Source organism: Acidaminococcus hominis (genome assembly GCF_900291475.1).
Classification (GTDB): domain Bacteria; phylum Bacillota; class Negativicutes; order Acidaminococcales; family Acidaminococcaceae; genus Acidaminococcus; species Acidaminococcus hominis.
Genome location: NZ_OLMM01000005.1, coordinates 65,231 through 90,989, shown reverse-complemented (window position 1 = coordinate 90,989; position 25,759 = coordinate 65,231). Strand labels below are relative to the sequence as shown.

At 51.3% G+C, this 25,759-nt stretch carries 22 protein-coding genes and 1 rRNA gene; 22 read left to right on the top strand and 1 reads right to left on the bottom strand.

Annotated features, from left to right (window positions below):
* Window positions 1-35: 35 nt before the first annotated feature.
* The 6 genes from rrf to ilvD all read left to right on the top strand — a co-directional run bounded on the left by rrf (window position 36) and on the right by ilvD (window position 8,137).
* Window positions 36-152: ribosomal RNA gene (rrf, locus tag C7E10_RS06820) — 5S ribosomal RNA — on the top strand.
* Between the two features lie 458 nt (window positions 153-610).
* Window positions 611-2,137, top strand: coding sequence for an FGGY-family carbohydrate kinase (locus C7E10_RS06815; protein ID WP_105326592.1), 1,527 nt, complete (start codon window positions 611-613; stop codon window positions 2,135-2,137).
* Between the two features lie 121 nt (window positions 2,138-2,258).
* Window positions 2,259-3,623, top strand: a complete 1,365-nt coding sequence (locus C7E10_RS06810; RefSeq protein ID WP_105326591.1) for a PhoH family protein — start codon at window positions 2,259-2,261, stop codon at window positions 3,621-3,623.
* A 477-nt stretch (window positions 3,624-4,100) separates the two neighbouring features.
* Entirely contained in the window at window positions 4,101-5,453 is a 1,353-nt protein-coding gene (locus C7E10_RS06805) for a GntP family permease (protein ID WP_105326590.1), read from the top strand.
* Window positions 5,454-5,483: 30 nt separating this feature from the next.
* Window positions 5,484-6,443 carry a LysR family transcriptional regulator gene (locus C7E10_RS06800; RefSeq protein WP_231086860.1) on the top strand — a complete coding sequence of 320 codons (960 nt, stop codon included), beginning with the start codon at window positions 5,484-5,486 and terminating at the stop codon, window positions 6,441-6,443.
* Between the two features lie 44 nt (window positions 6,444-6,487).
* Window positions 6,488-8,137 carry a dihydroxy-acid dehydratase gene (gene ilvD / locus C7E10_RS06795; protein WP_105326588.1) on the top strand — a complete coding sequence of 550 codons (1,650 nt, stop codon included), beginning with the start codon at window positions 6,488-6,490 and terminating at the stop codon, window positions 8,135-8,137.
* Window positions 8,138-8,216: 79 nt separating this feature from the next.
* On the opposite strand, the gene C7E10_RS06790 is transcribed toward ilvD, so the two are convergent.
* On the bottom strand, window positions 8,217-9,185 hold the full coding sequence (locus tag C7E10_RS06790; protein WP_105326587.1) for a LysR family transcriptional regulator: 969 nt from the start codon (window positions 9,183-9,185) through the stop codon (window positions 8,217-8,219).
* A 513-nt stretch (window positions 9,186-9,698) separates the two neighbouring features.
* Here C7E10_RS06790 and C7E10_RS06785 point away from each other — a divergent pair.
* The 16 genes from C7E10_RS06785 to C7E10_RS06710 all read left to right on the top strand — a co-directional run bounded on the left by C7E10_RS06785 (window position 9,699) and on the right by C7E10_RS06710 (window position 25,738).
* Window positions 9,699-9,899, top strand: coding sequence for a DUF2905 domain-containing protein (locus C7E10_RS06785; RefSeq protein ID WP_105326586.1), 201 nt, complete (start codon window positions 9,699-9,701; stop codon window positions 9,897-9,899).
* 34 nt (window positions 9,900-9,933) lie between these two features.
* Window positions 9,934-10,635, top strand: coding sequence for a radical SAM protein (locus tag C7E10_RS06780; RefSeq protein WP_105326585.1), 702 nt, complete (start codon window positions 9,934-9,936; stop codon window positions 10,633-10,635).
* A 105-nt stretch (window positions 10,636-10,740) separates the two neighbouring features.
* Window positions 10,741-11,253, top strand: coding sequence for a ferritin (locus C7E10_RS06775; protein WP_105326584.1), 513 nt, complete (start codon window positions 10,741-10,743; stop codon window positions 11,251-11,253).
* A gap of 208 nt (window positions 11,254-11,461) precedes the next feature.
* Window positions 11,462-11,980 carry an NUDIX domain-containing protein gene (locus tag C7E10_RS06770; RefSeq protein ID WP_105326583.1) on the top strand — a complete coding sequence of 173 codons (519 nt, stop codon included), beginning with the start codon at window positions 11,462-11,464 and terminating at the stop codon, window positions 11,978-11,980.
* Window positions 11,981-12,402: 422 nt separating this feature from the next.
* Complete coding sequence (locus C7E10_RS06765) at window positions 12,403-13,950, top strand: AbgT family transporter (protein WP_105326582.1); 1,548 nt, start codon at window positions 12,403-12,405, stop codon at window positions 13,948-13,950.
* Window positions 13,951-14,037: 87 nt separating this feature from the next.
* Window positions 14,038-14,415, top strand: coding sequence for a peptidase dimerization domain-containing protein (locus C7E10_RS06760; protein ID WP_158572366.1), 378 nt, complete (start codon window positions 14,038-14,040; stop codon window positions 14,413-14,415).
* A complete protein-coding gene (locus tag C7E10_RS06755) occupies window positions 14,415-15,593 on the top strand; it encodes a M20 metallopeptidase family protein (protein WP_105326580.1) in 1,179 nt (392 codons plus the stop codon). Before C7E10_RS06760 ends, C7E10_RS06755 begins: the two co-directional genes overlap by 1 nt.
* Before the next feature lie 257 nt (window positions 15,594-15,850).
* Window positions 15,851-16,612, top strand: coding sequence for a helix-turn-helix domain-containing protein (locus tag C7E10_RS06750; protein WP_105325742.1), 762 nt, complete (start codon window positions 15,851-15,853; stop codon window positions 16,610-16,612).
* A complete protein-coding gene (locus C7E10_RS06745) occupies window positions 16,609-17,526 on the top strand; it encodes an IS3 family transposase (protein ID WP_105325363.1) in 918 nt (305 codons plus the stop codon). Before C7E10_RS06750 ends, C7E10_RS06745 begins: the two co-directional genes overlap by 4 nt.
* A gap of 566 nt (window positions 17,527-18,092) precedes the next feature.
* Window positions 18,093-18,887, top strand: a complete 795-nt coding sequence (locus C7E10_RS06740) for a sugar phosphate isomerase/epimerase family protein (protein ID WP_105326579.1) — start codon at window positions 18,093-18,095, stop codon at window positions 18,885-18,887.
* A 36-nt stretch (window positions 18,888-18,923) separates the two neighbouring features.
* The gene (locus tag C7E10_RS06735; protein WP_105326578.1) at window positions 18,924-19,784 is read left to right on the top strand and encodes a shikimate dehydrogenase family protein; all 861 of its coding nucleotides are present in this window, start codon (window positions 18,924-18,926) and stop codon (window positions 19,782-19,784) included.
* A 39-nt stretch (window positions 19,785-19,823) separates the two neighbouring features.
* The gene (locus tag C7E10_RS06730; RefSeq protein WP_105326577.1) at window positions 19,824-20,381 is read left to right on the top strand and encodes a TRAP transporter small permease; all 558 of its coding nucleotides are present in this window, start codon (window positions 19,824-19,826) and stop codon (window positions 20,379-20,381) included.
* On the top strand, window positions 20,381-21,679 hold the full coding sequence (locus C7E10_RS06725; protein ID WP_105326576.1) for a TRAP transporter large permease: 1,299 nt from the start codon (window positions 20,381-20,383) through the stop codon (window positions 21,677-21,679). The genes C7E10_RS06730 and C7E10_RS06725 overlap by 1 nt, the downstream gene beginning before the upstream one ends.
* Before the next feature lie 70 nt (window positions 21,680-21,749).
* Complete coding sequence (locus C7E10_RS06720; RefSeq protein WP_105326575.1) at window positions 21,750-22,829, top strand: TRAP transporter substrate-binding protein; 1,080 nt, start codon at window positions 21,750-21,752, stop codon at window positions 22,827-22,829.
* A gap of 114 nt (window positions 22,830-22,943) precedes the next feature.
* Window positions 22,944-23,906, top strand: a complete 963-nt coding sequence (locus C7E10_RS06715; protein WP_105326574.1) for a LysR family transcriptional regulator — start codon at window positions 22,944-22,946, stop codon at window positions 23,904-23,906.
* On the top strand, window positions 23,903-25,738 hold the full coding sequence (locus C7E10_RS06710; protein ID WP_105326573.1) for a thiamine pyrophosphate-binding protein: 1,836 nt from the start codon (window positions 23,903-23,905) through the stop codon (window positions 25,736-25,738). Before C7E10_RS06715 ends, C7E10_RS06710 begins: the two co-directional genes overlap by 4 nt.
* Window positions 25,739-25,759: the final 21 nt, after the last annotated feature.

The following is a 25,759-nucleotide window of genomic DNA, read 5'->3' as shown; positions in this document are numbered from 1 at the left end:
TGAAGTTTTGAAGGCTCATGCCTTCTAATTGATAATCCGGTGGTTATGGCTGAAGGGATCCACCTGTTCCCATGCCGAACACAGTAGTTAAGCCTTCATACGCCGAAAGTACTCGACTGGAAACGGTCCGGGAGGATAGGAAGCTGCCGGTTAGGCAAACGCCTGAGTGAGAAATCGCTCAGGCGTTTTTCTTTTACCTTTTTAGTCTCCTTCAAGCGTGTATGTAAAGTCAAATAGCCCAGCGCGTTCCGGGAGAACCCGGGAACGTGCTGGGCTGTTGTTTTAGGGCAGAAAGGTTGACCGCAGGCTGCCGTATTCCAGGTACTTCTTTTATTCTTATCCATGTGCCTATAATTTTAGCTATTTATGCATAAAATCCCTGTGATTTCTGGTTTTTTCTGTATTTCTTTTCACATCAGGCCATTTATAGACCCTGTTGCTGGTATGAAATATTTTTCACTTTTTTCTTTGTGCCTTTCCATGCATTTTTCTCATCTTTTTTGTCCTGCGGACGCCGGGAAAATGTTTTCCGGATCCGGCAGTTTTTTGTTATGATAGAGGGGAACTTGGCAGCATTATTTCTAGGGCTGCCGTAAAGGACGGTGTCAGTATGGACAAAAAATATTATCTGGGGTTTGACGCAGGAACCCAAAGTGTGAAGGTTGCCATTTACGATGAGGCAGGCCAGGAAGTGGCTATGGCAACGGCTCCTACCACCTTGCTCTACCCGCAGCCGGGCTGGGTACAGATGGATGTGGGGGAATATTATCAGCTGATTAAACAATGTATGCGGGATTGCAGCCGGCAAATGGCAGCCAAGGGACTGGACGTGGGCCAGATCCGTTCCATTATGGGGGACGGCGTTATCTGCGGCATTGTTTGTGTGGACGCAGAGGGCAACGCCATTTCTCCCTATATCAACTACCTGGACAGCCGGACTTCCGACGATGTGGAAGCACTGAAGGCCCAGCATTTATCCATTTGGGCGGAAGAAACTGGGAATCCGGAACCCCATATTATGTTTCCTGCCATGTACGCTCGCTGGTTTCTCAAAAATATTCCAGCAGTCCGGGAACGGGGCGTGAAGTTCGTTCACAATTGCCCTTATATTTTGATGCATTTGGCCGGGCTTTCCGGTGAGGAAGCTTTTGTGGATTGGGGTACCATGTCCGGCTGGGGCCTAGGCTATAACGTCCTCAAGAAGGAATGGTCTCCGGAGCAGCTTTCTATCCTGGGTATTGACCCCAAGTACATGCCCCGGATTGTGAAGCCCTGGGATATTATCGGTACCCTTTGTGCAGCCGATGCTGCGGAAACGGGTCTTCCTGCTGGAATTCCCATTTGTGCCGGGGCCGGGGATACCATGGAGTCCATGATGGGCAGCGGCATTCTGGAACCGGGCCGGGCGGTGGACGTGGCCGGCACCTGTTCCATGTTCTGTGCAGCCACGGACGGCATCATTCCCGCCCTGTCTTCTCCCGGCAACAATTTGATTTTCAATTCCGGTACCCTGCCCGGCACGTATTTCTACTGGGGCATGGTCCGGACTGGAGGGCTGGCCCTGCGCTGGTTCAAGGACAGCATTGCCCGCAAGGAAACCGATGATTTGTACTATGGAGAATTGGACCGGCTGGCCAAAGCCCATCCCGCTGGCTGCAACGGGGCCCTGTTTATTCCCTATCTTACCGGCAGCAATGGGGAATATATTCATGTTCGGGGCACCTTTACCGGGCTTACCCTGGATTCTGACCAGGGGGCACTGTGGCGCTGCGTACTGGAAGGCATCGGCTACGATTATATGGAAATTACCGACCGGTATCGGAAAGCAGGGATTGACCTGTCCCAGCTGACCATTACCGAAGGGGGCAGCCGGGATGCCCTGTGGAACCAGATCAAGGCGGATATGCTGGATACCCGGGTGGTAACCCTTCAGGTAGCCGGCGGCGCCGTTCCCACCAACTGTGTGGTAGCTGCCTACGCTGTAGGCGATGTGCCCAATTTGAAGGACGCTTTGCAGCGTCAGTTGGCGGTACGGGATGAATTTATGCCCAATGGGGAGCATACGGCTATGTATAGAAAGCAATATGTACAGCGCGGCCATATCCTGAAGGCATTGAACCAGGCCCTGACGGAGTAAAAATTTCAGATATTACCCAATCTTTACCCTTTCTTGCTGTTTCTCCTACTTTTCTTTGATAGGGTATCCCTAGGAACCATTTCTTGAGAAGCTTTGGCTGTAAAAGAAAGGCGGCGTACCTATGGGAAAAATCTATGTAATCGATACCAATGTGCTGATCCAGTCCCCCGGTGCTTTGGAGTGCTTTGAGGACAACGAACTGGTTCTGCCTTTGGTGGTCCTGGAAGAATTGGACGGGCTTAAAAAGGCAGAGGGAGAAAAGGGCTATAATGCCAGGAAGGTAATCCGTTACCTGGAAAACCTGAGACGGCAGGATGACCTGATTGCCGGGGCGGCACTGCCCCACGGCGGCAGGCTTCGGGTAGAACCTAACTGCATTCATGAGGAGCTGCCGGAAGGGCTGCCGGAGGACAAGGGGGATAACCGAATCCTTAAAGTTTGTTTCCACCTTCGGGACCAGAAACCCATTTTGGTAACCAAGGACCTGGTACTGCGGCCGAAAGCCCAGCTGCTGGGCATTGAGGCCCAGGATTTCAGTTCCCAGCAGGTTCTTACAGGAGAGCAGCAGTACCGGGGCCGGCAGGAATGCTATGTGCCGGAGCCGTTCTTTGACCGGTTTGGGGAGCAGGGGATTCCCGTTTCTCAGTTGTACCAATGCGATGCGGCGGGGCAGGTTCTGCCGGTAACGGTTTACCAGAATGAGTTTATCCTGCTGCGGGCTGACGCCTCCCTGCGGAAAACCCAATTGGGTCGGGTTTGGGGGGACCGGGTGGTGCCCCTTGCCTACGCCAAGGATACGCCCTATGGGGTCAAGCCCCGGAATGCGGGCCAGTATTTTATGCAGGAAGCTCTGATGAAGCCGGCGGACGAAGTTCCCCTGGTAATTATCAAGGGGCAGGCAGGTACGGCCAAAACCTTCTATTCCCTGGCCGTGGGGCTGGAGAAGCTGCTGGATCACCCCAGCGGCGAATACCGGCGGATTCTGATCTGCCGGCCCAATGCCCAGTTTGATACGGATATTGGGTTTCTTCCAGGGGACGAACAGGAAAAAATTTCTCCCCTGATGCGGCCCATTATGGATAATCTGGAACAGCTGCTGGATAAGGACGATACGGCCCGGTATGACGATGAACTGGAACTGGAAAGCGTTCTGGCAGAAGTCTTTGACCGGAACCTGATTCAGATGGAAGCCCTGAACTTTATCCGGGGCCGTTCCCTGGAAAAGATTTACCTGATCATCGATGAAGCCCAGAATATGACCCCTAACCAGGTGAAGGGCATCATTACCCGGGCAGGGAAGGGCACCAAGGTTATTCTCCTGGGGGATCCCCAGCAGATTGACAAGCCCTTTTTGGATGAGCGTACCAACGGCCTCAGCTATGCTTCAGAAAAAATGAAGGGCAGCCCCCTATGCTGCCAGGTTACCATGCTGGAAAGCGAATGTGAACGGTCCCGGCTGGCTCTGGAAGCCATTGGCCGCCTATAATTACCCCTATAATTTTGTGCAGCACCCATTCCTATTATCAGGAGGGTGCTTTTTTTGCGCCGCAACTATATTTATTGAAGAAAAAAGAAAAGCGGTCCATCCCTTGTGGTACAACGGAAAGTTGTGGAAATACGCTAAAAGGTTGTTTTTATTTTACCTCAAATGATGTTAAGTTGTAGCTGAACAAATCCTGTGTACGGTCTGTTGTTCGGAATGGAACAGTCCAAGTCCTAACAGGAAGGGAGGGTATCGGAAATCCTTTGTCAGGGAAAGGGAATGCGCCGGAGTTTATCAGAACATTCAGGCGTCTTTTCGCTGAGGCACTGCCATTGCGCGGCGGTGTTTCCAAAGGATGCAGGAACCAGGTTCCTGTAAGGCAGCGTACAGGGGATGGGAAAGCACTATTGTGGTGCGGTAAGTGTAGGTTGCACAACGGAGTTAAATCCAATCTAACAAAGAGAAAAGGGGTAAATAGTTATGGCACTGATGATTCCATTTCTGATTGGCCTGGCAATTATGCTGACTTTGATGATCAAAACAAAAATCGGACCCTTCATGTCCATGCTTCTGGGGGCACTGATCATCGGCGTAGGCTGTGGCCTGCCGGCCCAGAAAGCCATCGACACCATCGCCACGGGCTTTGGGGGAATTTGTAAGAGTATTGGTATTGTCATTATTTTTGGCGCTATCCTGGGGGACTATTTGGACAAATCCAACGCCACCCAGCGCATTGCATCCACCTTGCTGAAGGTTACCGGCAAGAAAAAGGCGGATATTGCTTTAAGTGCCACCGGATTCCTGGTAAGCATTCATGTATTTTGTGATGTAGCCCTGATTATGCTGGCACCGCTGGTGAAGGTTGTTTCCAAGAAAAGCGGTTTGGGTCTGGGTTCCCTGGCCACGGCTTTGGCGCTGTCCCTTCTGACCACCAACACTTTTGTGGCTCCTACGCCGGCGCCTTTGTCCATTGTTTCCATCCTGGGTATTGACCTGGGTGAATCCATTCTGTGGGGCCTGATTGTTTCCGCTGTAGACTGCGTAGCTATTTTGGCCTTCTGCCGCTTGTTTATTGCCCCGAAGCCGGAGGGCTGGTTCACTAAGAGTGCAGCTGCCAAAATGGAAGAACAGGTTCAGGAATTGGCAGAAGAAAAGGAGCAGCCCAATAACCTGCCCATGCCTTCCTTCATTCAGTCCATTATTCCTATCCTGGTCCCCATCGTGTTGATATTGGTGAATACAACTTGTAAAATGGTATTGCCCAAGGGCAGTTCTGTCCTGGCGGTGACTGGAGTCTTAGGCGATAAGAACATTGCTCTGGCTTTGGGTATCATTTCGGCTATCTTGATGCTGTACCGTTCCATTCCTCGGGAAGAAGTGTTTGCTTCCATGACTACAGCCTTGACCCCCTCCGGTCCGGTAATTTTCATTACCGCTGCCGGCGGTGCCCTGGCCAAGGTCATTGATCTCACCGGTGTAGGCACGGTAATGGCCAATGCACTCAGCAGCATGTCCCTGCCCATTATCCTGATTCCCTTCCTGATCTGCGGGTTCTCCAAGTTTGTTCAGGGTTCTTCTTCGGTGGCTGTTATTGTAGCTTCCACCCTGACCTTGCCCCTGATGCAGAACGGGCTCATAGATCCGATTGTAGCATTCCTGTCCATTTGTGCAGGCAGCGGCTTCGGTTCCCATGTAAACAACAGCTATTTCTGGGTATTCGCCAACTTGTTTGGCTACGATACCAAAACTTCCTTAAAAACACTTTGCGTTGGACAGCACGTAATGGCTTTTGCCGGACTGTTGGCAACGGTGGTTATCAGCCTGTTCCGCTAAAATCTCAAATGGGGTGATTGCTTGAAAACCATGCAAAAATTGTTCCTGCTGACGGTGGAAGAAATGAATTTTACCAAAGCCGACAAACGGGGTTTTGTAACCCAGCAGTGCCTGAGCAAGAATATCAAACAGTTTGAAAAGGAACTGAATGTGGAACTGTTCAAGCGGTCCCCCAAACTTACCCTGACGCCGGCAGGACGTATGGTATTTGAAACCCTGCGGAAAGTGGAAATCCTGGAGCATGACCTGAAGTCCCGGCTGGAACAGGTTCAGCAGGAGAGCCTGGGTTCCCTGACCCTGGGTATCAACAGTTCCCGGGGCCGGGTACTGCTGCCGGAAATCTATGAACGTTTCCAAAGCCGCTATCCCCATGTGGAAGTATCCGTGGTGCTGGATGACAACGTTTCCTTAGAAAAAAGGCTAATTAATAATGAACTGGATTTATTTTTAGGCGTTAATTACGAAGCGGATCCCGTTCTCCACTCTGAAACGGTTTCCCGGGACCAGGTATTCTTGCTGGCTACGGAAAAATTTCTCCAGCAGCACCTGCCCGGCAGCACGGACCGCCGCCCTCCCGTATCCGGAGATTTCCTGGACCTGGCAGCCTTTCCCAGTCTGCCCCTTACCGGCAACCGGGAAGGCAGCAGTTTTGCCGCTCTGTGTCATCACTTTCTGCTGCAGCAGGGCATCGTCTTTACCCAGCAGTTCAGCGTCAGTGATTACGAAACCCAAATTTCCCTCTGCGGCCGGTCACTGGCGGCGGCCTTTTGTCCCCAGACCATCCTGTCCCAGGTGGCAGCCTATAACCGGGGCAGGGCAGAGGAACAGCGGCTTTTGGTCTTTCGCATTGCCGGCTGGGAACGGACGGTCAATCTGTCTATTGTCTGGCCGGAGCTTTCCAGCCGTCCCCAATATCTAACGGATTTCATGGATATTATGCGTCAGGTAATATACGAAAACGAATTGTACACGGCAGAAATGCTCCGGTAAAACTGGTATTTTGCAAACTGCCTATTTGAAAGGAGTAATAAATTATGAGTCATATTGATCCCAATGCAGAGGCCTATTACGTAGGCCTGATGAATGCCTGCGGGTACCGGGATAAGGACCTGCACAAGCCCATTATTGGCATCGTCAATTCCTGGAATGAAGTAAACCCCGGCCATAAGCCCTTAAAGGAACTGGCCCAGTACGTGAAGGAAGGGGTATGGGCGGCCGGCGGCGCTCCCGCCGAATTTAACGTGCCCGCTCCCTGCGACGGTATGGCCCAGCTCCGGGGCATGCAGTACGTATTGCCCAGCCGGGACCTGATTGCCGGCTCCATCGAAACCATGGTGCGGGCCCACAATTTTGACGGCCTGGTATTCCTGTGTGCCTGCGACAAGATTGTTCCCGGCATGCTCATGGCCGCCGCTTCCCTGAACCTGCCCAGCCTGTTTCTGCCCCCGGGTTCCATGCTGCCCTACGAGGAAGACGGTGTGGTCTACACCACCCCGGACCTGAAGGAATCTATCGGCAAATGGAAAGCCGGCAAAATCAGCGAGGAAACCTTCCACCGCTACCGCCAGAATATGTGCGCTTCCTGCGGTACCTGCTCCATGTACGGCACGGCCAATACCATGGCAGTGTTTGCTGAAGCCATCGGCCTGGCGCCCTTTGGTTCCGCCACCATGCCCTTCTGCGTATCCGCCAAATTCAAACAGGCCCGGGACGTGGGCGAACGGATTGTGGAACTGACCCGGCAGCAGATTCCGGCCAAAACCTTTATGACCCGGGAGTCCCTGGAAAACGGCATTATGCATACCTCTGCTGCCGGCGGTTCCAGCAACTTTGCCCTGCACATCCAGGCCATCGCCAAAGTAGCCGGGGTGAAGTTGAATCTGAAAGAATTTGATGCCATTCAGGAACGGGTACCCCTGATTGCCAAATTTAAGCCTTCTTCCCAATACAACCTGATTGATTACGGCAAGGCTGGCGGCGCCCTGGGAAGCCTGAAGACCCTGGAAAAATTCCTCCATACAGAAGTCCCCTTGGCCATGGGCGGCACCCTGAAGGAAGCCCTGGACCGGTTTACCCGCCCCATAGACCGGAACATCATCCACGACCTGGAGCATCCTCTCCAGGAAAAGGGCTGTTTCTCCGTGCTCTACGGCAATCTGGCGCCGGAAGGCGCGGTGGTGAAAAAGAGTGGCGTGGACCCTGCCATGTTCGAGCATCGGGGTCCGGCAGTGGTCTTTGATTCCGAGGAAGAAGTCATGGACTGCCTGCTGCACTCCGATGTGAAACCGGGCTCCGTACTGGTCATCCGCTACGAAGGCCCTAAAGGCGGTCCGGGCATGCGGGAAATGTCCATTCCTGCGGCCATGCTCATCGGCATGGGGCTGCAAAAATCCGTGGCCATGATTACCGATGGCCGTTTTTCCGGTGCTTCCCGAGGTCCCTGTGTGGGCCATATCTCTCCTGAGGCCTGGGACGGTGGGCCCATTGCCTGCGTCAAGAACGGGGATATGATCCACATCGACCTGAACAAGCACCTGCTGGAAGTGGAAGTCTCGGAGGAAGAGCTGGCACGCCGGAAGGCAGAAATCGTAAAACCGGACCATCCTGCCTACGGCATTATGAAACAGTACCGGAAAGTGGTGGAAGGGGCCGAAAAAGGCGCTGTATGGCTGTACACTGATTAAAAATAAAAATGGGAAAATAAAATTTTCCATAATAAAAAGCGATGTCCAATTCGGGCATCGCTTTTTTCACCGTGTAAAGTTAGGCCAGGGCCTGGGCAATCTTTTCATGCCACACCACCAGGTGGGCTTGGATCAGGGAAATAAATTCTTCCAGGTACCTGGGTACAAACAGCTGCCGGGGCCGGAGAATCTCAATGCTGATGGGATGGGAAAAACCGGAAAGCTTCAGGGCCAGCAGGGGTTCGTGCTGGGGATGCAGCTGGTTCTGGTTTTGGATGGCCGGCAGCATAAAGGAAGCACAGAAAGTAGCTGCCAGCTGCTGGCCGGACAGGTTCAGCTGGGTATCGTAATCGCTGATGGAAACAATCTGCTTGGGCACAATATCCAGCTGCCACAAGTAGGAACCCGCCAGTTTCAGTACTGTGCTGACATTCAGGTTCCCTGCCAGGGGAAAGGGCTCAAAGGAGCGCAGGTCAATGGCGTCCCCCGTGTGGAAGTCCTGCCAGCCTCGGCCGCCCTTATAGTACCGTTTCAGGAAGGAGTTGGTGGCGGCTACCAAAAGAGCTTCTTCTCCGGCAGGAATCCGCTCCAGCAGCGTACTGGGCGGAGCGTCCACCCCCAGGACCAGGTCCAGTTTCTGCTTTAGCAGGTCTTCCATCAAGGCTTCCGTATCCCCCAGGGTTACGGACAGGGTGACTTTGGGAAAGCGCTGGTGGTAGGCTTTCATCAGTTCCGGTAGGAACAGCCGGGCCCGGGTGGTGTTGAGTCCAAAGCGGATTTCGCCTACCTGTCCCTGTTCCAGCTCGTTGATCCGGGCGTGAAGGTTGGCTTCCAGCTGGGACATCTGCTGGAGGGTTTCGTACAGGGCCTTTCCGGAAGGGGTAAGCTGGAGCCGGGGAGTGCGGAAAAACAGTTGGGTCCCCAGCGTTTTTTCCAGGTTTCGGATATGCTCGCTGAGGCACTGCTGGGTCACGTAGGCCCGGTGGGCGGCTTTGGTAAAGTTCATTTCTTCCACAGCCAGAAGAAACATTTTTTGTGAAGTATCCATGGGCAGTCTCCTTTTACATGGCTTCCATTATATCACAAGGAAAACCTTGTGGAAATATTGGTAAATCATTGTTTTACATTGTATATAGAACCTGCTATAGTTGTTTCATGTGTTACAGAGAGTATCTCTCCCCATGGGCAAGTACCAAAAAACAGGCCCCCTGGTCCCTGGCTGCAAAACTCCAGTTGCCGCCGGGAAGCATCTCCGTGGATGACAGGGCCGCCTGAACTAGAGAAAAGCACTTTCCCTTGGCTCCCTTCGGGCTTGAACCTTTTGCAAAACCCTCCCAATCACAGGTTGATTGCCATCCCCTTTGGTTCAATTCCACACAAAGCGAGAGAGCTCCGCACAACGCAGAAAACCGGTTTTGTGATTCCACTGGCTAGAGAGTGGAATGACAGAGCCGGTTTTTTGGATTTTTTACAAAATTTTTGTGCCAAAATGACAGAAATTTGCTACAATAGGGAACGTTGGAAAACATGGGCAGTCAGAAGACTGGGAAAGGAGCAGTGTATGGGCAAACTATTGATCACCGTGGGCGTTCTCTGCATCATCATCGGTGCCCTGATCGAGCTGGGGTCCGGATTCCTGCCCCTTGGACACCTGCCCGGGGATATCAAGATTACCGGCAGCCATGGCAGTTTTTATTTCCCTGTGGTGACCTGCATTGTCATCAGTATTGTACTGAATATCATTCTAAGTCTCTTTCATTAAGGAAAATATCACTAATTTTTAAGGAGCTAAGAAAATGCAAGGCTTTTTTTACAAGGAGCCCTATGAGGAAGAGGGCCGCAAAATTCTGGAAATGAATATTCTGCCGGGCAAGTATTGTGTCTTTGACTGCATCTTCTGCCCGGTCAGCCGGCAGCTGCACCATGAGAAAACGGACCTGGTTCGGAGCTTTGGCAGCCTGACGGAGGCCCTGGCCGAGCTGGACCAAAAGCTGGATACGGTGAAGCCGGACCTGGTTTTCATCAATTCCCTGGGAGAAGCCTTTCTGCACGCAGGCCTGGCGGAAGTCATTGAGCGGATCCATGAACGGGAGCTGCCCATCCGCCTGCTGTCCAATGGCTACCTGTATGGAGATGACCGCTGCGCAGGCCTGGCCCGGCAGTGTGAGGAAGTCATCGGGGAGCTGAAAATGGGCCGGGACGAGGCTTTCCTCAAGGCCCAGCGGCCCCTGCACGGCTATACGGTGGAGCAGCATCTGGCCAATATGGTGGCCTTTCGGAAAAAATATAAGGGCATATTCCGGCTGGAAATTACCCTGGTGAAAGGCTATAGCGATGATGAAACCTCCCTGGCCTTCTTTACCCAGGCCGTCCAGCAGCTGCACCCGGATGTACTTCAGGTAGTTACCCCGGAGCCGCCCTTTGAGGAAAAGCTAGGCGTAGCGCCGGAATTTTTGGCGGCGGCCCAAAAGCGTTTTCAGGCCGTATTGGCCCAATGACAATGGTACAAAAGGATTTTCTTTCCCAAAAAGCAGTCGTAATTTTATTAAAAACTGCTATAATAGAGATGGAGCCAGTTGACTCCTCAAAGGAGAGGATTTCTTATGTTAACAGATGAAGTTAGAGATCTGATCAACAAACAGGTTGTATTTGAATTTTATTCTGCCTATCTGTATCTGGATTTTGCCAACTACTATCAGGAAAAGGGCTTGGATGGCTTTGCCCATTGGTTCGAGATTCAGGAACAGGAAGAACGGGATCATGCCCTCTTAATGAGAACCTACCTGCAAAACAACGACTGCAAGGTTGTTTTCGGACCCATTGAGGATCCTACCCGGGAATATGCTGATTTGGAAGCACCCCTGAAGGCTGCTTTGGAACATGAACGGTATATTACCAACAAGATCAACACCATTTATCAGGCTGCAGATAAGGTAAAGGATTACCGGACCATGCAGTTCTATGATTGGTTTGTGAAGGAACAGGGCGAAGAAGAAAAGAACATTACGGATATCATCAAGAAATACGAGCTGTTTGGCAAGGATCCTAAGGGTCTCTATGCGCTGAATGCCGAATTGCTGACCCGGGTGTATACGGCACCCACGCTTACAGTATAAGGCAACGGAAGCCTTTTAGAAGGGGTTTCTATCGTTAGGCAGGTTTCTCCCCTCTGGGGGAGGACCTGCCTAACTTGCGTCCAGGGGCAGAAACGGTATTCTTTTGGCTAAAAGGTCCGCTCCCTGCGGGTAAAACAAGTTGACAGGGATGGGCCCGGCGGCGTATGCTGTCACTGTAGGATTGCAAACAGAAAGGCAGGAAAACTCCATGCATTATGAATATTGCCCCCACTGCGGGCAGAAACTGGTGGACCGGCAGGCTGGGGATGATGGGCTGATTCCCTACTGCAATAGCTGTAAGAAATATTGGTTTGATACTTTTGCCAGCTGTGTAATCATCTTGATTTACAACGAACAGGATGAAGTAATGCTGTGTCGGCAGGAATACCTGTCCAAAGAGTACGAGGTCATCACTTCCGGTTTTATTATTCCTGGAGAAACCGCGGAAGCCGCTGCCCTGCGGGAAGTCAAGGAAGAACTGGGCCTGGACCTGGAAGAATTGGAATATGCTGGGACCCATTGGTTTGGCCGGGGAGATATGCTGATGCACTGCTTTATGGGCTTTACCCATAAAAAGGAACCGGTGCTGTCCCCGGAAATCAACGCCGCCCATTGGGTGCCTATTTTGCAATTGCCGGAAACCGCTTTCCCGGATAGCCCGGAAAATGCCATTTTCCCCATTTACCGGAAGCTGCTCAAGAAACTGGGCTATCCTGTGAACGTATAAGAGAATATACCGTAAGGCTGTGAAAAAATGCCTGTGCATTTTTTGCAGCCTTATTTTTTTACGTTAACTTAACGAAATTTGAGGAAAAATAAAAATAAACTTAGTTAAAAAAACGCAGAAATTAGAAACCCAAAGGAATTGCAGAAGGAGGCTTGAAAAACATAACGAACGCATAATACTAATAAAAAATAATCGTTTGGTATTATCCCAAACTTTTCTGCTTTTCCATTATTTGCCTGCACTGTTTCATTTATTCCATTTTTAGCCTGAAAATCAGCGAAAAAGCCTGTGTAAAGAAGATTTTACATGGATTTTCTAGACATGTTTTTTTATATCTTTTATAATAAAAACGAACTATCTTCCCTCATGGAGCAGAAAATGTTGTATTTATTGGGAAGCGCTGACAAAAAGGAGTGATAGCTATGACAACAGAAAATCCAACCACCCAGAAAAAAAGTCTGATGGACCGCTTTCTGAACATGGTGGAAGTGGCCGGCAACAAACTGCCGGATCCGGCCAGTCTGTTTATTCTGCTGGCCCTGATTGTGGTGGCCTGTTCCGCCCTTTTGGGCAGTATGGGCGTCTCCGCAGTGCACCCCGGTACGGGCAAGGTCATCAAAGTAGTGAACCTGCTTTCCGTGGAGGGCTTCCGGCAGATGTGGAGCAAGGCTGTCACCAACTTCTCCAGTTTCGCTCCTTTGGGCATGGTGCTAGTGTGCGTTATCGGCGCCGGGGTAGCTGAAAAAAGCGGCTTTCTGGCGGCCTTTATGCAGAAGATGTTGAAATCCGCATCTCCCGCCCTGGTCACCGCTGTCATCATCTTTATCGGCATCAACGGCAACGTAGCCGGGGATGCGGCCTTTGTGGTCCTGCCTCCGGTGGCTGGGGTGATTTTCCTCAGCATGGGCCGGCATCCACTGCTAGGGGTGTTCTGTGGTTTTGCCAGCGTGGCCGCAGGCTTCTGCGCCAACATTATGCTGGGCATGTCCGACTCCCTGGCCTACGGCTTTACGGAAGCGGCGGCCAAGCTCATTGACCCCAACTACCAGCAGTCTCCCGCCATCAACTACTACTTCCTGGTGGTTTCCTGCTTCCTTTTGACGGCGGTGGGAACCTTCGTAACGGAAAAGATTATGGCTCCCCGGTTTGCCGGGGCGGATCTCAGCCAGTATGAACTGGATGAATCCCTGACTAATATGACGGACCGGAACAAAAAGGCCGTCACCAAAGCCCTGTGGGCTACCCTGGCCACCCTGGTGGTCATCGCCCTGTTGTGCGTAGGGGCGGACCCCATTTTGGGAGATCCCAAGACCCATTCCATCATGAGCGCCACGTCTCCCTTTATGACCGGCATTATCCTGATGGTGACCGTGGTGCTGTTTGTGCCCGGGGCCGTCTACGGCTTTGCTTCCGGCAAATACCAGAACGACAAGGATATGTTTGCGGATATTTCCCTGGCCTTCAAGGATATTTCCTCCTACATTCTGCTGTGCTTCTTCTGCTCCCAGTTCACCAGCTATTTCGCCTGGTCCAACCTGGGTGTGGTGCTGGCCATTAAAGGCGCCGGCGGCTTGCAGGCCATGCACTTTACTGGGCTGCCCCTGATTTTCGGCCTGGTGCTGGTTTCCTGCATCATCAACATCTTCATCGGTTCCGCGTCTGCCAAATGGGCCATCCTGGCACCGGTAATGGTGCCCATGATGATGCTCATGGGTTACGATCCGGCCTTGACCCAGGTGGCCTACCGGATTGGTGACTCTCTGACCAACCCCCTGTCCCCGCTGTTCTATTACTTCCCGCTGATTCTGGGCTTTGCCCGGCGGTACGAGAAGAACACCGGCATGGGGACCATCATTGCCAATATGCTGCCCTATTCCCTGTGCTTTTCCGTGGCCTGGCTGATACTCCTGGCCATCTGGGTAGTACTGAACCTGCCCTTGGGACCTGGCGGCGGCATTTATCTTCACTAAAAACGAAAGCGGCTGCCGGCTGGCGCAGCCGCTTTCTTCTCCCAGTTTTGCCAGCCCATGCGGCAAATGCCGCAGAAAGGGGTTCTTATGGCACTTGTGAGCGAAAAGGAAAACAAACTTGATTTTACGATTCTGGTCCATGGGGCGGCGGCCCATGGTTCCACGCCCCATTTGGGCAAAGACGCCATTGTGGCTGCTGCGGCCATTATCCAGGCCCTCCAAACCCTGGTCAGCCGGGTGAACAATCCCCTGCGGCCCCTGGTCTTGGCCTTGGAAAACGTCAAGGCGGGCAAGCAATTCAATATCATCTGTGACCAGGTTCAGCTGCAGGGCACCCTTTTGGGCTACGACGAGGAACTTTTGGCAGAGATGGCAGAAAAACTAAAACGGATGGCGGAACTGACCGCAGAAACTTTTGCCTGTAAGTCAGAGGTGCGGTTTTCCAGCCAAGGAGGCATATGCTGATGCTAAGGAATGTTAAGGAACTGGCGCTGGCCGAAAAGGATTATATCCTGGACCAGCGCCATTATCTTCATGCCCACCCGGAACTGGGGAGGGAAGAACGGAATACGACGAACTATTTGGCACAAGAACTGGAGCAAATGGGAATTGCCGTGGAAACCTTTCCGGATATTACTGGCTGCATTGGTACCCTGACTGGCCTGAAAGGCCCGGGAAAGACCCTGATGCTCCGCGCGGACATTGATGCCCTGCCCATTGCGGAGGACCCTGCTGGTAAATTCTACGCGTCCCAGAATCCCGGGGTCATGCATGCCTGCGGCCACGACTGCCATATGGCCATGCTGCTGGGGGCCGCCAAAATCCTCAGCCAGCACCGGGAAGATTTTTCCGGTACCGTTAAATTCCTTTTTCAAATGGCTGAGGAAATTGGCACCGAATCCCGGCACTACGTGGAAAAAGGCTGCCTGGAGGGGGTGGACGCCATATTTGGCATGCATATCTGGGCCCTGTTGGAGGCTGGCACCGTGAACTTGGAAGACGGTCCCCGGATGGCCTGCAGCGACCGGTTTACCATTCGCCTGACCGGGAAGGAAGCGCCCCTGGCTGCCCCGGAGCAGGGCAGGGATCCTATTGCAGCGGCAGCGGCTGTGATTCTGGCCCTGCAGCAGCTGGCCAGCCGGCAAAATGACCCGGAAAATACCTTCGTGCTGACGGTGGGGATGTTTAACAGCACCGGGGAAGCCGGCCGGACCGCCCGGCAGGTGGAACTGGTGGGTACCACCCGGACCTTTGACAAAGCTTTCCGAAAGGGACTGCCCGCCCAAATCGAGAAGGTGGCCAAGGGAGTGGGGGAAGGCCTGGGCTGTCAGGTAGACTGTACCTATTTCTTTGGCCCGGCACCGCTGAGCAACGACCACCTGGAGCTCAACGACCTGGGACGCCAGGCCGTCACCCAGGTGCTGGGAAAAGCGGCCCTAGTGCCCATGGAACGGCAGATGGGGGCGGAAGACTTTTCCGTGCTGATGGAAAAGGTCCCCGGGGTCTTTCTGTTTTTGGGCGCCCGGAATGAAAAGAAGGGCATCTGCTGCGTCCATCACCATCCTGGCTTTGAAGTGGACGAGGACGTACTGCCTGCGGGAACCGCTATTGAAGTCCAATTTGCCCTGGATTACCTGGGCTGAAATGAAGTGTTTGCTGGGGGCTGTGAAAAAATGGCTTGCGAACTTGTTTAAGTTCGCAAGCCGTTTTTAACGTTGTTCGTGTAGTAGTATTCGAACACCGGAACTTCCTCAGTCAGCCCTATAGGCTGACAGCCCCTTCACGCTTGAAGGGGCCATTCATAGCCGTAAGGAATCCAGTGCTTATCCATACTGGCACTACAGTTAAGGCTTAAATTGATTAGCAGCGGCCTAGCAGGCCTCCTTCAAGGTGGTATGCTATGAATAAAGTAGACTGGCATATAGTTAAACCTCCTGGATTCGTTGAAAGGAGAGTATGTAAAATGTCTATATCGAAAGTCAGTGCAGAGGATAAATTAAAGGCTGTCAAAGCTGTTCTTGCTCATGAAGAATCACCAATGGTTTCTGCAAAAAGGTTAGGGGTTCACTGGAAAGCAGTACAGTATTGGGTAGATGAATATATAGGAAATGGTCCTGAGGTATTTAACAAAAGACAGGTTAAAAGTTATTCTGCTGATCTTAAGATCCAATGCGTAGAGGAATATCTTAAGGGCGAAACGACTATGTCCCAGCTGGTACAAAAATACGGATTAAAAAGTTCTCGTCAAATCAGAGACTGGTTAAAGAAGTATAATAGTCATGAGGAACTAAAAAGTTCGGGTACTGGAGGTGCCAAGATCATGACTAAAGCTAGACAAACGACCTTTGACGAGCGCGTTGAAATCGTAAAATACTGCATTGAAAACGGGAATGCTTACCATGAAACCGCTGAAAAGTTTAAGGTTTCCTACCAGCAAGTCAGAAATTACGTCTTAAAATATAATAAGTACAATACCGAAGGACTCATAGATGGGCGCGGACACAGGAAGCCAGTAGAAGTCCCTGAAGAAGCCCCTACAGAATATGAGTGTATGAAAGCTGAACTCAAACTGGCTAATGCAAAACTCAAAGCCAAGGATATGGAGATTGATTTCCTAAAAAAACTCGATATTGTGGAAAGGAGGCGGGATTCACACAAATAAGATATGGAGCCATTTATGAAGCCATTAAAGAACTGCACGCTGAAAAGAATTACCCTATTCTTGGCCTGTGCAAATTGGGAAAAGTGTCCCGGGCCGGCTACTACAAATGGCTTCATAGAGAGCCTTCAGCACGCGAAATTGACGACAAGGAAATTGCTAAAAGAATAGAAGAGATATACAAGGCTGACCCAGCTAAAGGGTACAGACGAATAGCTGATGACTTACGAGCCCCAAATAAGAAGATCTATCCTGACACGAAACCAATAGCAATTGGTGACGGTCGCGTTCTTCATCTTTGTCGAGTGATAAATATAAAGTCTACGATTAAATATGCCCCTAAGGGCTGCACCCAGCGTGCAATAGATCCTGCATACATTGCAGAAAATATCTTGAATAGGGAATTTAAAGCCGATGCCCCTAACCAGAAATGGTGTACTGACGTCTCAGAATTTCACTACTATGAGGGGGTAGTTGTGCATAAGGTATATCTGAGCGCGATTATTGACCTGTATGACAGACGAATTGTTTCCTATGTGATAAGCAACCGGAACGATAAAAATTTGGTATTCAATACCTTCAATAAGGCATTGTTGAAAAACCCTGGCGCGCATCCCCTGTTTCACTCTGACCGGGGATTCCAATACACCTGCAGGGATTTCCGCAAGATGATTCTAGATGCTGGTATGACGCAGAGTATGTCACGGATAGGAAAATGCATTGATAATGGCCCGATGGAAGGCTTCTGGGGCATGCTGAAAAGAGAACGGTACTATACTCGTGACTTCGACAGCCGTAAAGCTTTGGTAACGATGATTAATAACTACATGGAGTATTACAACAGTGGCCGTTTGCAGCGGAATTTGGGCCGTTTGACCCCTATGCAAAAACATAATAGCTACCAAATGGCGGCGTAGAGGTTTATATTATTAGGAACTGTCTACTTGACGGGGAGCACACCAAGCGTGAAGGAGGTGGGGACCGAAGGGCCTCGGAGGAAGTTTCATTTTTTCGCAGCCCCTTTTTTGATTTGGCTATACGTTTCATTCATACATGTTAAATTATGCATAAAAGAGATAATTTGATGTAAGAAATTGTTTGCAGGAAGTTCAAAAAGTTGCATATAAAAAGGTCTTAAACGGTGACAATGTAAGGAGATTTCACAATTCCGGAACAGAAAAACCGGGATTTGGCCAAGAAAAATCCGAACGTATCAGACAATTCATGAATAAAATAGATTAAATGATGAAGTAATAATATTGGTAATTTATAGAACTCATCGATATAATGTTCTTGTAAGGAACAGAGAATTAAATGGATTCATTAAATTCATAATTTCCAGACAATAATCTGTTTCATCATTCGGAGTGCCGCAGGGGAAAGCGGCAACACAAAAATTGCATAAGGAGAAGTGGAGAACAAGAGAATTTTAATAGAGAGAATTTTCAGACCATTCTAAATAGACTTTCTAGGAGGTAATGTAATGAAACGGAAGGTTTCTCTCGCGTATTTGACCATCCCCGGCGTGGAAGCTGTGGACCAGATTCGGATTGCTGCCGAAGCAGGCTATGACTTTGTCAGCCTGCGGACCATTCCCATGCATCAACCTGGTGAACCGGCCAATGAATTGGAAAAGGATCCTGCCCTGTTCAAGAAAATCCAGGAAACCTTAAAGGCTTACAACCTGAAGCCTCTGGACATTGAACTGGTACGCGTGAAGGAAGATTTGCCCAAGGATTACCGGGGCGCTTTTGAAAAGGCCGCCCAGCTGGGCGCCACCCAGGTACTGTGCAGCGTTTGGACGGAAGACAGAAACTTCGCCATCGATACGCTGGGCAGCTACTGTGAACAGGCCAAGGAATTCGGCCTGCAGATGGATTTGGAATTTCCGGCAATTTCCGGCCTGCGGAGCCTGAAAGATGTCATCGCCGTACAGGATGCCATCAAGGCCCCCAACCTGAAGCTGCTGATGGATATCCTGTATGTGTACTGGGATAACGAAACCCCGGAACTGATCAAGAATACGGATCCTTCCCGGTTTGGTTTGATCCACATGTGCGACTGCCCCAAGGATTACCTGTCCTACGAAAAAGTCGTCATCATGCGGGAAAAGAGAGAGTACCCGGGCCTGGGAGCTGCTCCCATTGCCCAGTACCTGGAAGCTTTCCCGGCGGAGCTGCCCTGCTCCATTGAGCTTCCCAACAAGGAATACATTGAGAAATACGGTGCTCTGGGCCATGCGAAAAGCTGCCTGAAAAACCTGAAAAAATTATTTTAAAAATTACTTTTGAGGCTAAAGAAAGAAGGGAATGAAATGAACGTTGATATCAACACGAAATTCATTACGCTGTTAGGCGATCCTTTGGCACAATCCTTTGCCGCCAGAATGCAGAACAAAGCGTATGAAGCAGCCGGCATGAACATGGTGTATTTCTACACGGTGACCGGCAACGAACACCTGGGTGAAATCGTCAATGCCCTGCGCTATATGCCCTTTGCTGGGTTTGCCGTAACGAAACCCAACAAGATCAAGGTGCTGGAGTATCTGGATGAACTGGATCCCCTGTGCCAGAAGATGGGCTCCTGCAACACGGTTGTGAAGGAAGGCACCAAGCTCATCGGCCACAACACCGACGGCGTTGGTTTCTACACCGCCATCACGGAAGCCGGCGTAAAGGTTGACCAAAACGTATTCTTCTGCTTCGGCGGCGGCGGTGCCGGCCGGGCCATGTGCTCCATCCTGGCTTACCACGGCGCCCGGAAGATTTACATCACCGACCTGTTTGAAGACTGCGCCCGGTCCCTGGTAGATGACATCAACAAGAACTTCTCCACTATCGCCGAATTCGTTCCCCATGGTGATTTCTCCAAACTTGCAGCCTGCGATATTATCCTGAACGCCAGCGGCGTTGGTATGGGTCACAGCATTGGTGAAACCCCCATGCCCAAGGAATACATCAACAAAGGCCAAATCTTCTTTGATGCCTGCTACAACCCGGACAAAACCCAGTTTCTGCTAAACGCTGAAGAAGCTGGCTGCCAGATTATGAACGGCCTGATGATGTCCCTGTACCAGGGTACGGCCCAAATCGAACTGTGGACCGGCAAAAAGGCTCCTGTTGACGTAATGCGCAACGAACTCTTGACCATCCTGGCAGAACAGAATCAGAAATGATGCTTCTGCTCCTACACCAACCAAAGGAGGCTTATTAGAATGAAATTGCTTGATTGGCTGAATAAACATTTGGAAGAATCATTCATGGTCGTCATGCTGGTTCTCATTGCCTGCGTCAGCATGCTGCAGGTTATCGTTAGAAAGATTCCGGGGATGAGTTCCCTGACCTGGGCCGAGGAATTTTGCCGGTTCATGTGGATCTGGAGCGTATTCATCTCCCTGCCCTATACCATCCTCAATGAGAATATGCTGCGGGTGGGCGTATTGAAAGATATGCTGCCGGACAAGGTAAAGAAAGTAGTCAACATTGTAGTAGACGTTGTTACCATGGCCTGCATGTTCTACCTGGGCTACTATTCCATCGAAGTGTATGACAACATCGCCAGAAGTCATGAAATTTCTCCGGCAATGCAATGGCCTATGTCTTTTGTATATTTCTTCATGATTATCGGCTTCTTCCTGGGTGGTGTGCGCGGCATCCAAGTCATCGTCCGTCATATTCAGCACTTCGGTGACAGAGAACTGACCACCATTGAACAAACCATGGCAGACGCCAAGAAAGAAACTGAACTGGCACAGGAAGGAGATGTGAAGTAATGGCTGCAGTACTTGTATTCGCGGTATTCCTGATTGGAATTGCACTTTCCATTCCCATCGGGGTCAGCATGATCCTGGGCTCCGTTGCCCCTATTGAATTGATGCATAAAGGCGGCTCTATTGTACAGCTGCTGAACAACACCTTCTCCGGCGCCAACTCCACCCCTATCCTGGCTGTTCCCCTGTTCATCCTGGGCGGCGTTATCATGGCCAAGGGCGGTATTTCCCGGAAACTGTTCAACTTCTTCGCTTACTTTGCCGGCCGGTTTACCGGCGGCCTGCCCTGCGCAGTAATCCTGACCTGCCTGTTCTACGGTGCCATCTCCGGTTCCGGTCCTGCTACCACCGCCGCTGTAGGCGCTATGTGCGTACCGTTCCTGACGGACTTGGGCTATGACAAAACCTGGAGCGCTGGCCTGATTGCTGTTGCCGGCGGCTTGGGCGTAATCATCCCGCCTTCCATTCCTTTCGTACTGTACTCCCTGGCAACGGGCGTATCCACTGGTGACCTGTTCCTGGGCGGTGTATTCCCCGGCATCCTGATTGGTGTTGCCCTGATGGTTTATGCTGTGTACTACTGTGTGAAGAAAGGCGAAGACAAAGACAAGATCAAAGAAAGAATGAGCGAATTGTCTTCCCGGGGTCTGGTTAACCTGTTCAAAGACAGCTTCTGGGCTCTGCTGTGCCCTGTAATCGTACTGGGCGGTATCTACACCGGCTTCACCACTCCTACCGAGGCTGCTACCGTATCCGTATTCTACGCCATCCTGGTTTCCCTGTTCATCTACAAATCCATGAAGTTCAGCGAATTGCTGCCCATGCTGTGTGAATCCGTTAAGACCTACGGCGGCCTGGCCTTCGTACTGGCCTTTGCTACCGCCTTCGGCCGCGTACTGTCCCTGACCCGCGCCACCAAAGTGGTGGAAAGCTTCATCCTGGGCAACTTCACTTCCGCCTTCTCCGTACTGACCGTACTGACCATCATCTTCTTCCTGCTGGGTATGGTTATGGATACCGGCCCGGCCATCATCATCCTGGCTCCCATCCTGTTGCCTGCCTGCGTAAAACTGGGTGTAGATCCGGTTCACCTGGGCGTAGTACTGGTATGCTGCCTGTCCATCGGCCTGGCAACGCCTCCCTTTGGGTTGGACTTGTTCGTAGCCGGGAACATAGCGGAGAAACAGCCAATGGATGTAGCCAAGAAGGCTTTCCCCTTCATTGTTTCCTTCACCATTGCCCTGTTCATGATTGTGTATATCCCCTGGCTGTCCACCTATCTGCCGGGACTGCTGAAATAAACCTGGTGTTTTCGGGCAGGACCTGCTTCTGCCCGAACCTATAGATTCATCATCTTAAGGAGGTATTCGTATGAAAAAATCCATGAGAAAGCTCGCAAGTGCAGTATTGGCCGGTTTGATGGTAGCTTCCCTGACCGCCTGCGGCGGCGGTGACGACGCCAAGAAAGACACCAAATCCGCCGGCAAGGGTGACTTTGCCAATTTGAAGGAAGTGGAACTGATTGGTGCCGATACGGCTGCTAAAGACGCCATCGGCCAAAAATTCGGCGAAGCAGTTGCCAAGAACGTAGCTGATATCACCGGCGGCAAGCTGAAAATCGACTACCATCCCAATGGGGAACTGGGCGGCGACGAAGATCTGATCCGGCAGCTGAAATCCAACGATATCCAGATCGTGGTTTGCCAGATGGCTCCTTTGACCGCTGTAATTCCGGAAACCGCTGTATTCGACCTGCCCATGTCCTTTGCTAAATATAAAGGCGATGCCATTGACAAGGTCCTGAACGGCAATGGGGAATTCAACAAGAAACTGTCCGCTGCCTATGATAAGGCCGGCCTGCATTACCTGGGCATCCTGCAAAATGGTACCTTCCGTCTGACCACGGCCAACCGGGATCTGAAGACTGTGGACGACTACAAAGGCCTGAAGATTCGTACCATGAGCAACAAGAACCACATGGACTTCTGGTCCGCCCTGGGTGCTAACCCCACTCCTTTGGCTTTCTCTGAACTGTACTTTGCTCTGCAGAGCGGTACCGTAGATGCTGAAGAAAACGCCAGCGATACCATCGTAAACTCCAACTTCAACGAAGTACAAAAGTACTTGGCTGATACCAACCATATCCTGTACGCCAACCAAATGGCCATCAACAAGAAAGCCTATGACAGCCTGGATCCTGCCTACCAGAAAGCCCTGAACCAAGCTGTTAAACAAGCCATGGATGAACTGCGTCCGACCCTGGAAAAGGTTGACAAGGACAACAAGGACATCCTGAAGAAGAGAGGCATGACCGAGATTACCTATGATAAGTCCTTCTTCGATCAGGTTCTGAACAACGAAGGCGTAAAAGCCCTGTACAAGAAAATCGACGACCAAATCGGCGGCCTGGGCACTACGCTGATGAAAGAACTGGATGCTGCCAGCAAATAAGTTGGGTTTGTAAGTCAGTAAGAATGAATACTCGTTTCCTTCCCTCTTCTATTTCGGGTACAATAGAACCAGACGTACTATGAAGCAATGTGGAAGGAAGAGGGGGAAACGCTTATGCAGCTGCAATGGTTGTACTATTTCGTAACAATCGCAGAACTGGAACACTACACCAGGGCTGCAGAAAAACTAAAGATTAGCCAATCCAACCTGAGCCATGCCATCAAAAGCATGGAACGGGAACTGGGCGCGGAACTGTTTGAACGGCAGGGACGGAATGTAAAACTCAACAAGTATGGCAAGCTGTTCCTGCCCTACGCCCAGAAATCTTTGAATACCCTGGAAGCAGGGGAAAACGCTCTCAAAGAATACATCGATCCCAACTCCGGGACCATCATCATTGGCGGTTTCTATTCTATCGAAGCTTTTACCACGGATCTGATGATCCGCTACCACAGTGAAACCAACCGCCTGGGCGTACAATTCCAGTATTCCTCGGAAGGCTGGTTCAATCTACAAAAGCATCTATTGGATGGATCCATGGATCTGATCCTATGTACCAAGGTGAATTCGCCCCGGGTCGGGTCGTACTATATCGGCTCCCATCCCCTGGTGGCGTTGGTATCCGAACAACATCGGTTTGCCCAGCGGTCCAGCCTGAAGCTGGAAGATTTCCAAGGAGAGAACTTCATTTCCTTTGACTCCTCCGGGCAGATCAGCAGCAGAATGAAGGAAATTTTTGAGCAGAAACACCTGCACGTGAATATTGTCACAGAAACTCCCAACGACGTAATCATCTACGGCCTGGTGGCAGCGGGGCACGGCATTGCCGTGGTTCCCTATCCTTTAAGCGGAGCGCCCTACGGCACCAAGGTGATTCCCATTGCCGACGAGGCCATGACGGACCGGCCCCTGTACCTGCAATGGAACAAGGACCGGTACATTCCCCCGGCAGCGGAGTTTTTCAAGAACTATATCATGCGCAGCGGCGACGTATTAAACCAATATTTCGTTCGTCACGGCATCAGCTTTACCGCTGATGCAGACCAGATGAACAATCGGGAGGACCCTACATTATGACCAAGAAATTGATTGCAGATTTGATGGTTGACTATTTGGAAAGACGGGATGTGAAATACGTATTCGGTCTGTGCGGCCATACGGTTATCGCCATGCTGGATGCCCTGTCCCGCAGCAAGAAAGTAAAATACATTTCCAACCGGCACGAATCGGTGGCTTCCACCGCAGCTGACGGCTACGCCCGGGTAACCCATAAGGCTTCCGTCTGCATGTGCCACCTTGGACCTGGGCTGACCAACGTCCTGACCGGCGTGGCCAACGCTGCTTTTGACTCCATTCCTATGGTTGTTATCGCTGGCGATGTGCCCAGCTACTACTTCGGCAAACATCCCCATCAGGAAGTCAATATGCACGAAGATGGCAGCCAGTACAAGATTCTGGAACCGGTAGTCAAGAGAGCTTGGCGGGTGGACGATCCTGAATCCATGGCTGACATTATGGACAAGGCCTTCCGTCTGGCAGAATCCGGCCGTCCTGGCCCTGTACTGATTGACGTTCCCATGAACATCTTCTCCGAAAAAGTAGAAGATTACCTGTGGGATCGGACCTACAAAGACAGCCACGTGACCATGAAACCGGCCCTGGATCCGGCTGCAGCCAAAGCCATTGCTGAAAAACTGGTAAAAGCAGAACATCCTGTAATGCATGCCGGCGGCGGTATCCTTTTGGCCCAAGCTTCCGATGAGCTGGCTGAACTGGCCGAATTGCTGGATATCCCCGTTTCCCGTACCCTGATGGGCCAAGGCTGCATCAGCGACAACCATCCTCTGATGATTGGCCAGACTGGTTTCTGGGGCATGGAATTCACCCATTCCCTGACCACCCAGGCTGACGTTATCCTGGGCCTGGGCACCCGCTTTGCCGAAGCTGACAGCTCCAGCTGGTACAAGGGCGTAACCTTTGATCCGGAAAAGACCGAATTCCTGCAAATCGATATCGATCCTACCGAAATCGGCCGTAACTATCCTGTAGCCATTGGCGCCGTAGGCGACCTGAAACTGGGCCTGCAGCAGATCATTGACGAAGTAAAGAAAATCTGCCCCGAAGGCAAGAGCCATCCCGAACTGCGGAAAGCCATTGCTGAAGCCAAGGCGGAATTCAAGAAGAGCAACGAAGCCATTTCCAACGATAGCCGTTTCCCCATGACCCCGCAGCGGATCCTGAAGGATGTAAAGGCCGTTGTTCCCGAAGATGCACATATCTTCACCGATGTGGGCTGGAACAAGAATGGTGTAGCACAGCAATATGATATTACCGTTCCCGGCAGCATCCATCACTCCTCCGGTCTGGCTACCATGGGCTTTGGTGCTTCCGCTGTACTGGGCGGCAAACTGGGTGCTCCTGACAAGGTCTGCATCACCCTGACCGGTGACGGCGGCTTCGGCGTGAACCCCACCTGCCTGGCTACCGCTGTGGAACAAGATATCCCTGTAACCTGGGTAGTAATGAACAACTCTGCTTTCGGTACCATTGCTGGTCTGGAAAATGCCAACTACGGCACCAAGTTTGGTACGGTATTCAAGACTCCGGACGGCGAAACCTACAGCCCCAGCTGGGCTGGCGTAGCCAAAGCCTATGGCGTGGAATCTATCTGCGTACACAGCGCTGAAGAATTCAAACCGGCCATGGAAGCTGCCATGAAAGCCAACGCTGAAGGCAGACCCTTCCTGGTAGAAGCTCCTATGGAAAACATTGTAGTTCCTACTCCTGGCTGCTGGAACATCAATGATATCTATAGCCCCAACAAGCTGGTTGAAGACGGCAAACTGGTGAAAGACGAAAACGGTGAGTTTGTAGCTCCCAACCACGCAAAGTCCCACAAAGCAAAATAATATGATAAAGGCAAATACCCT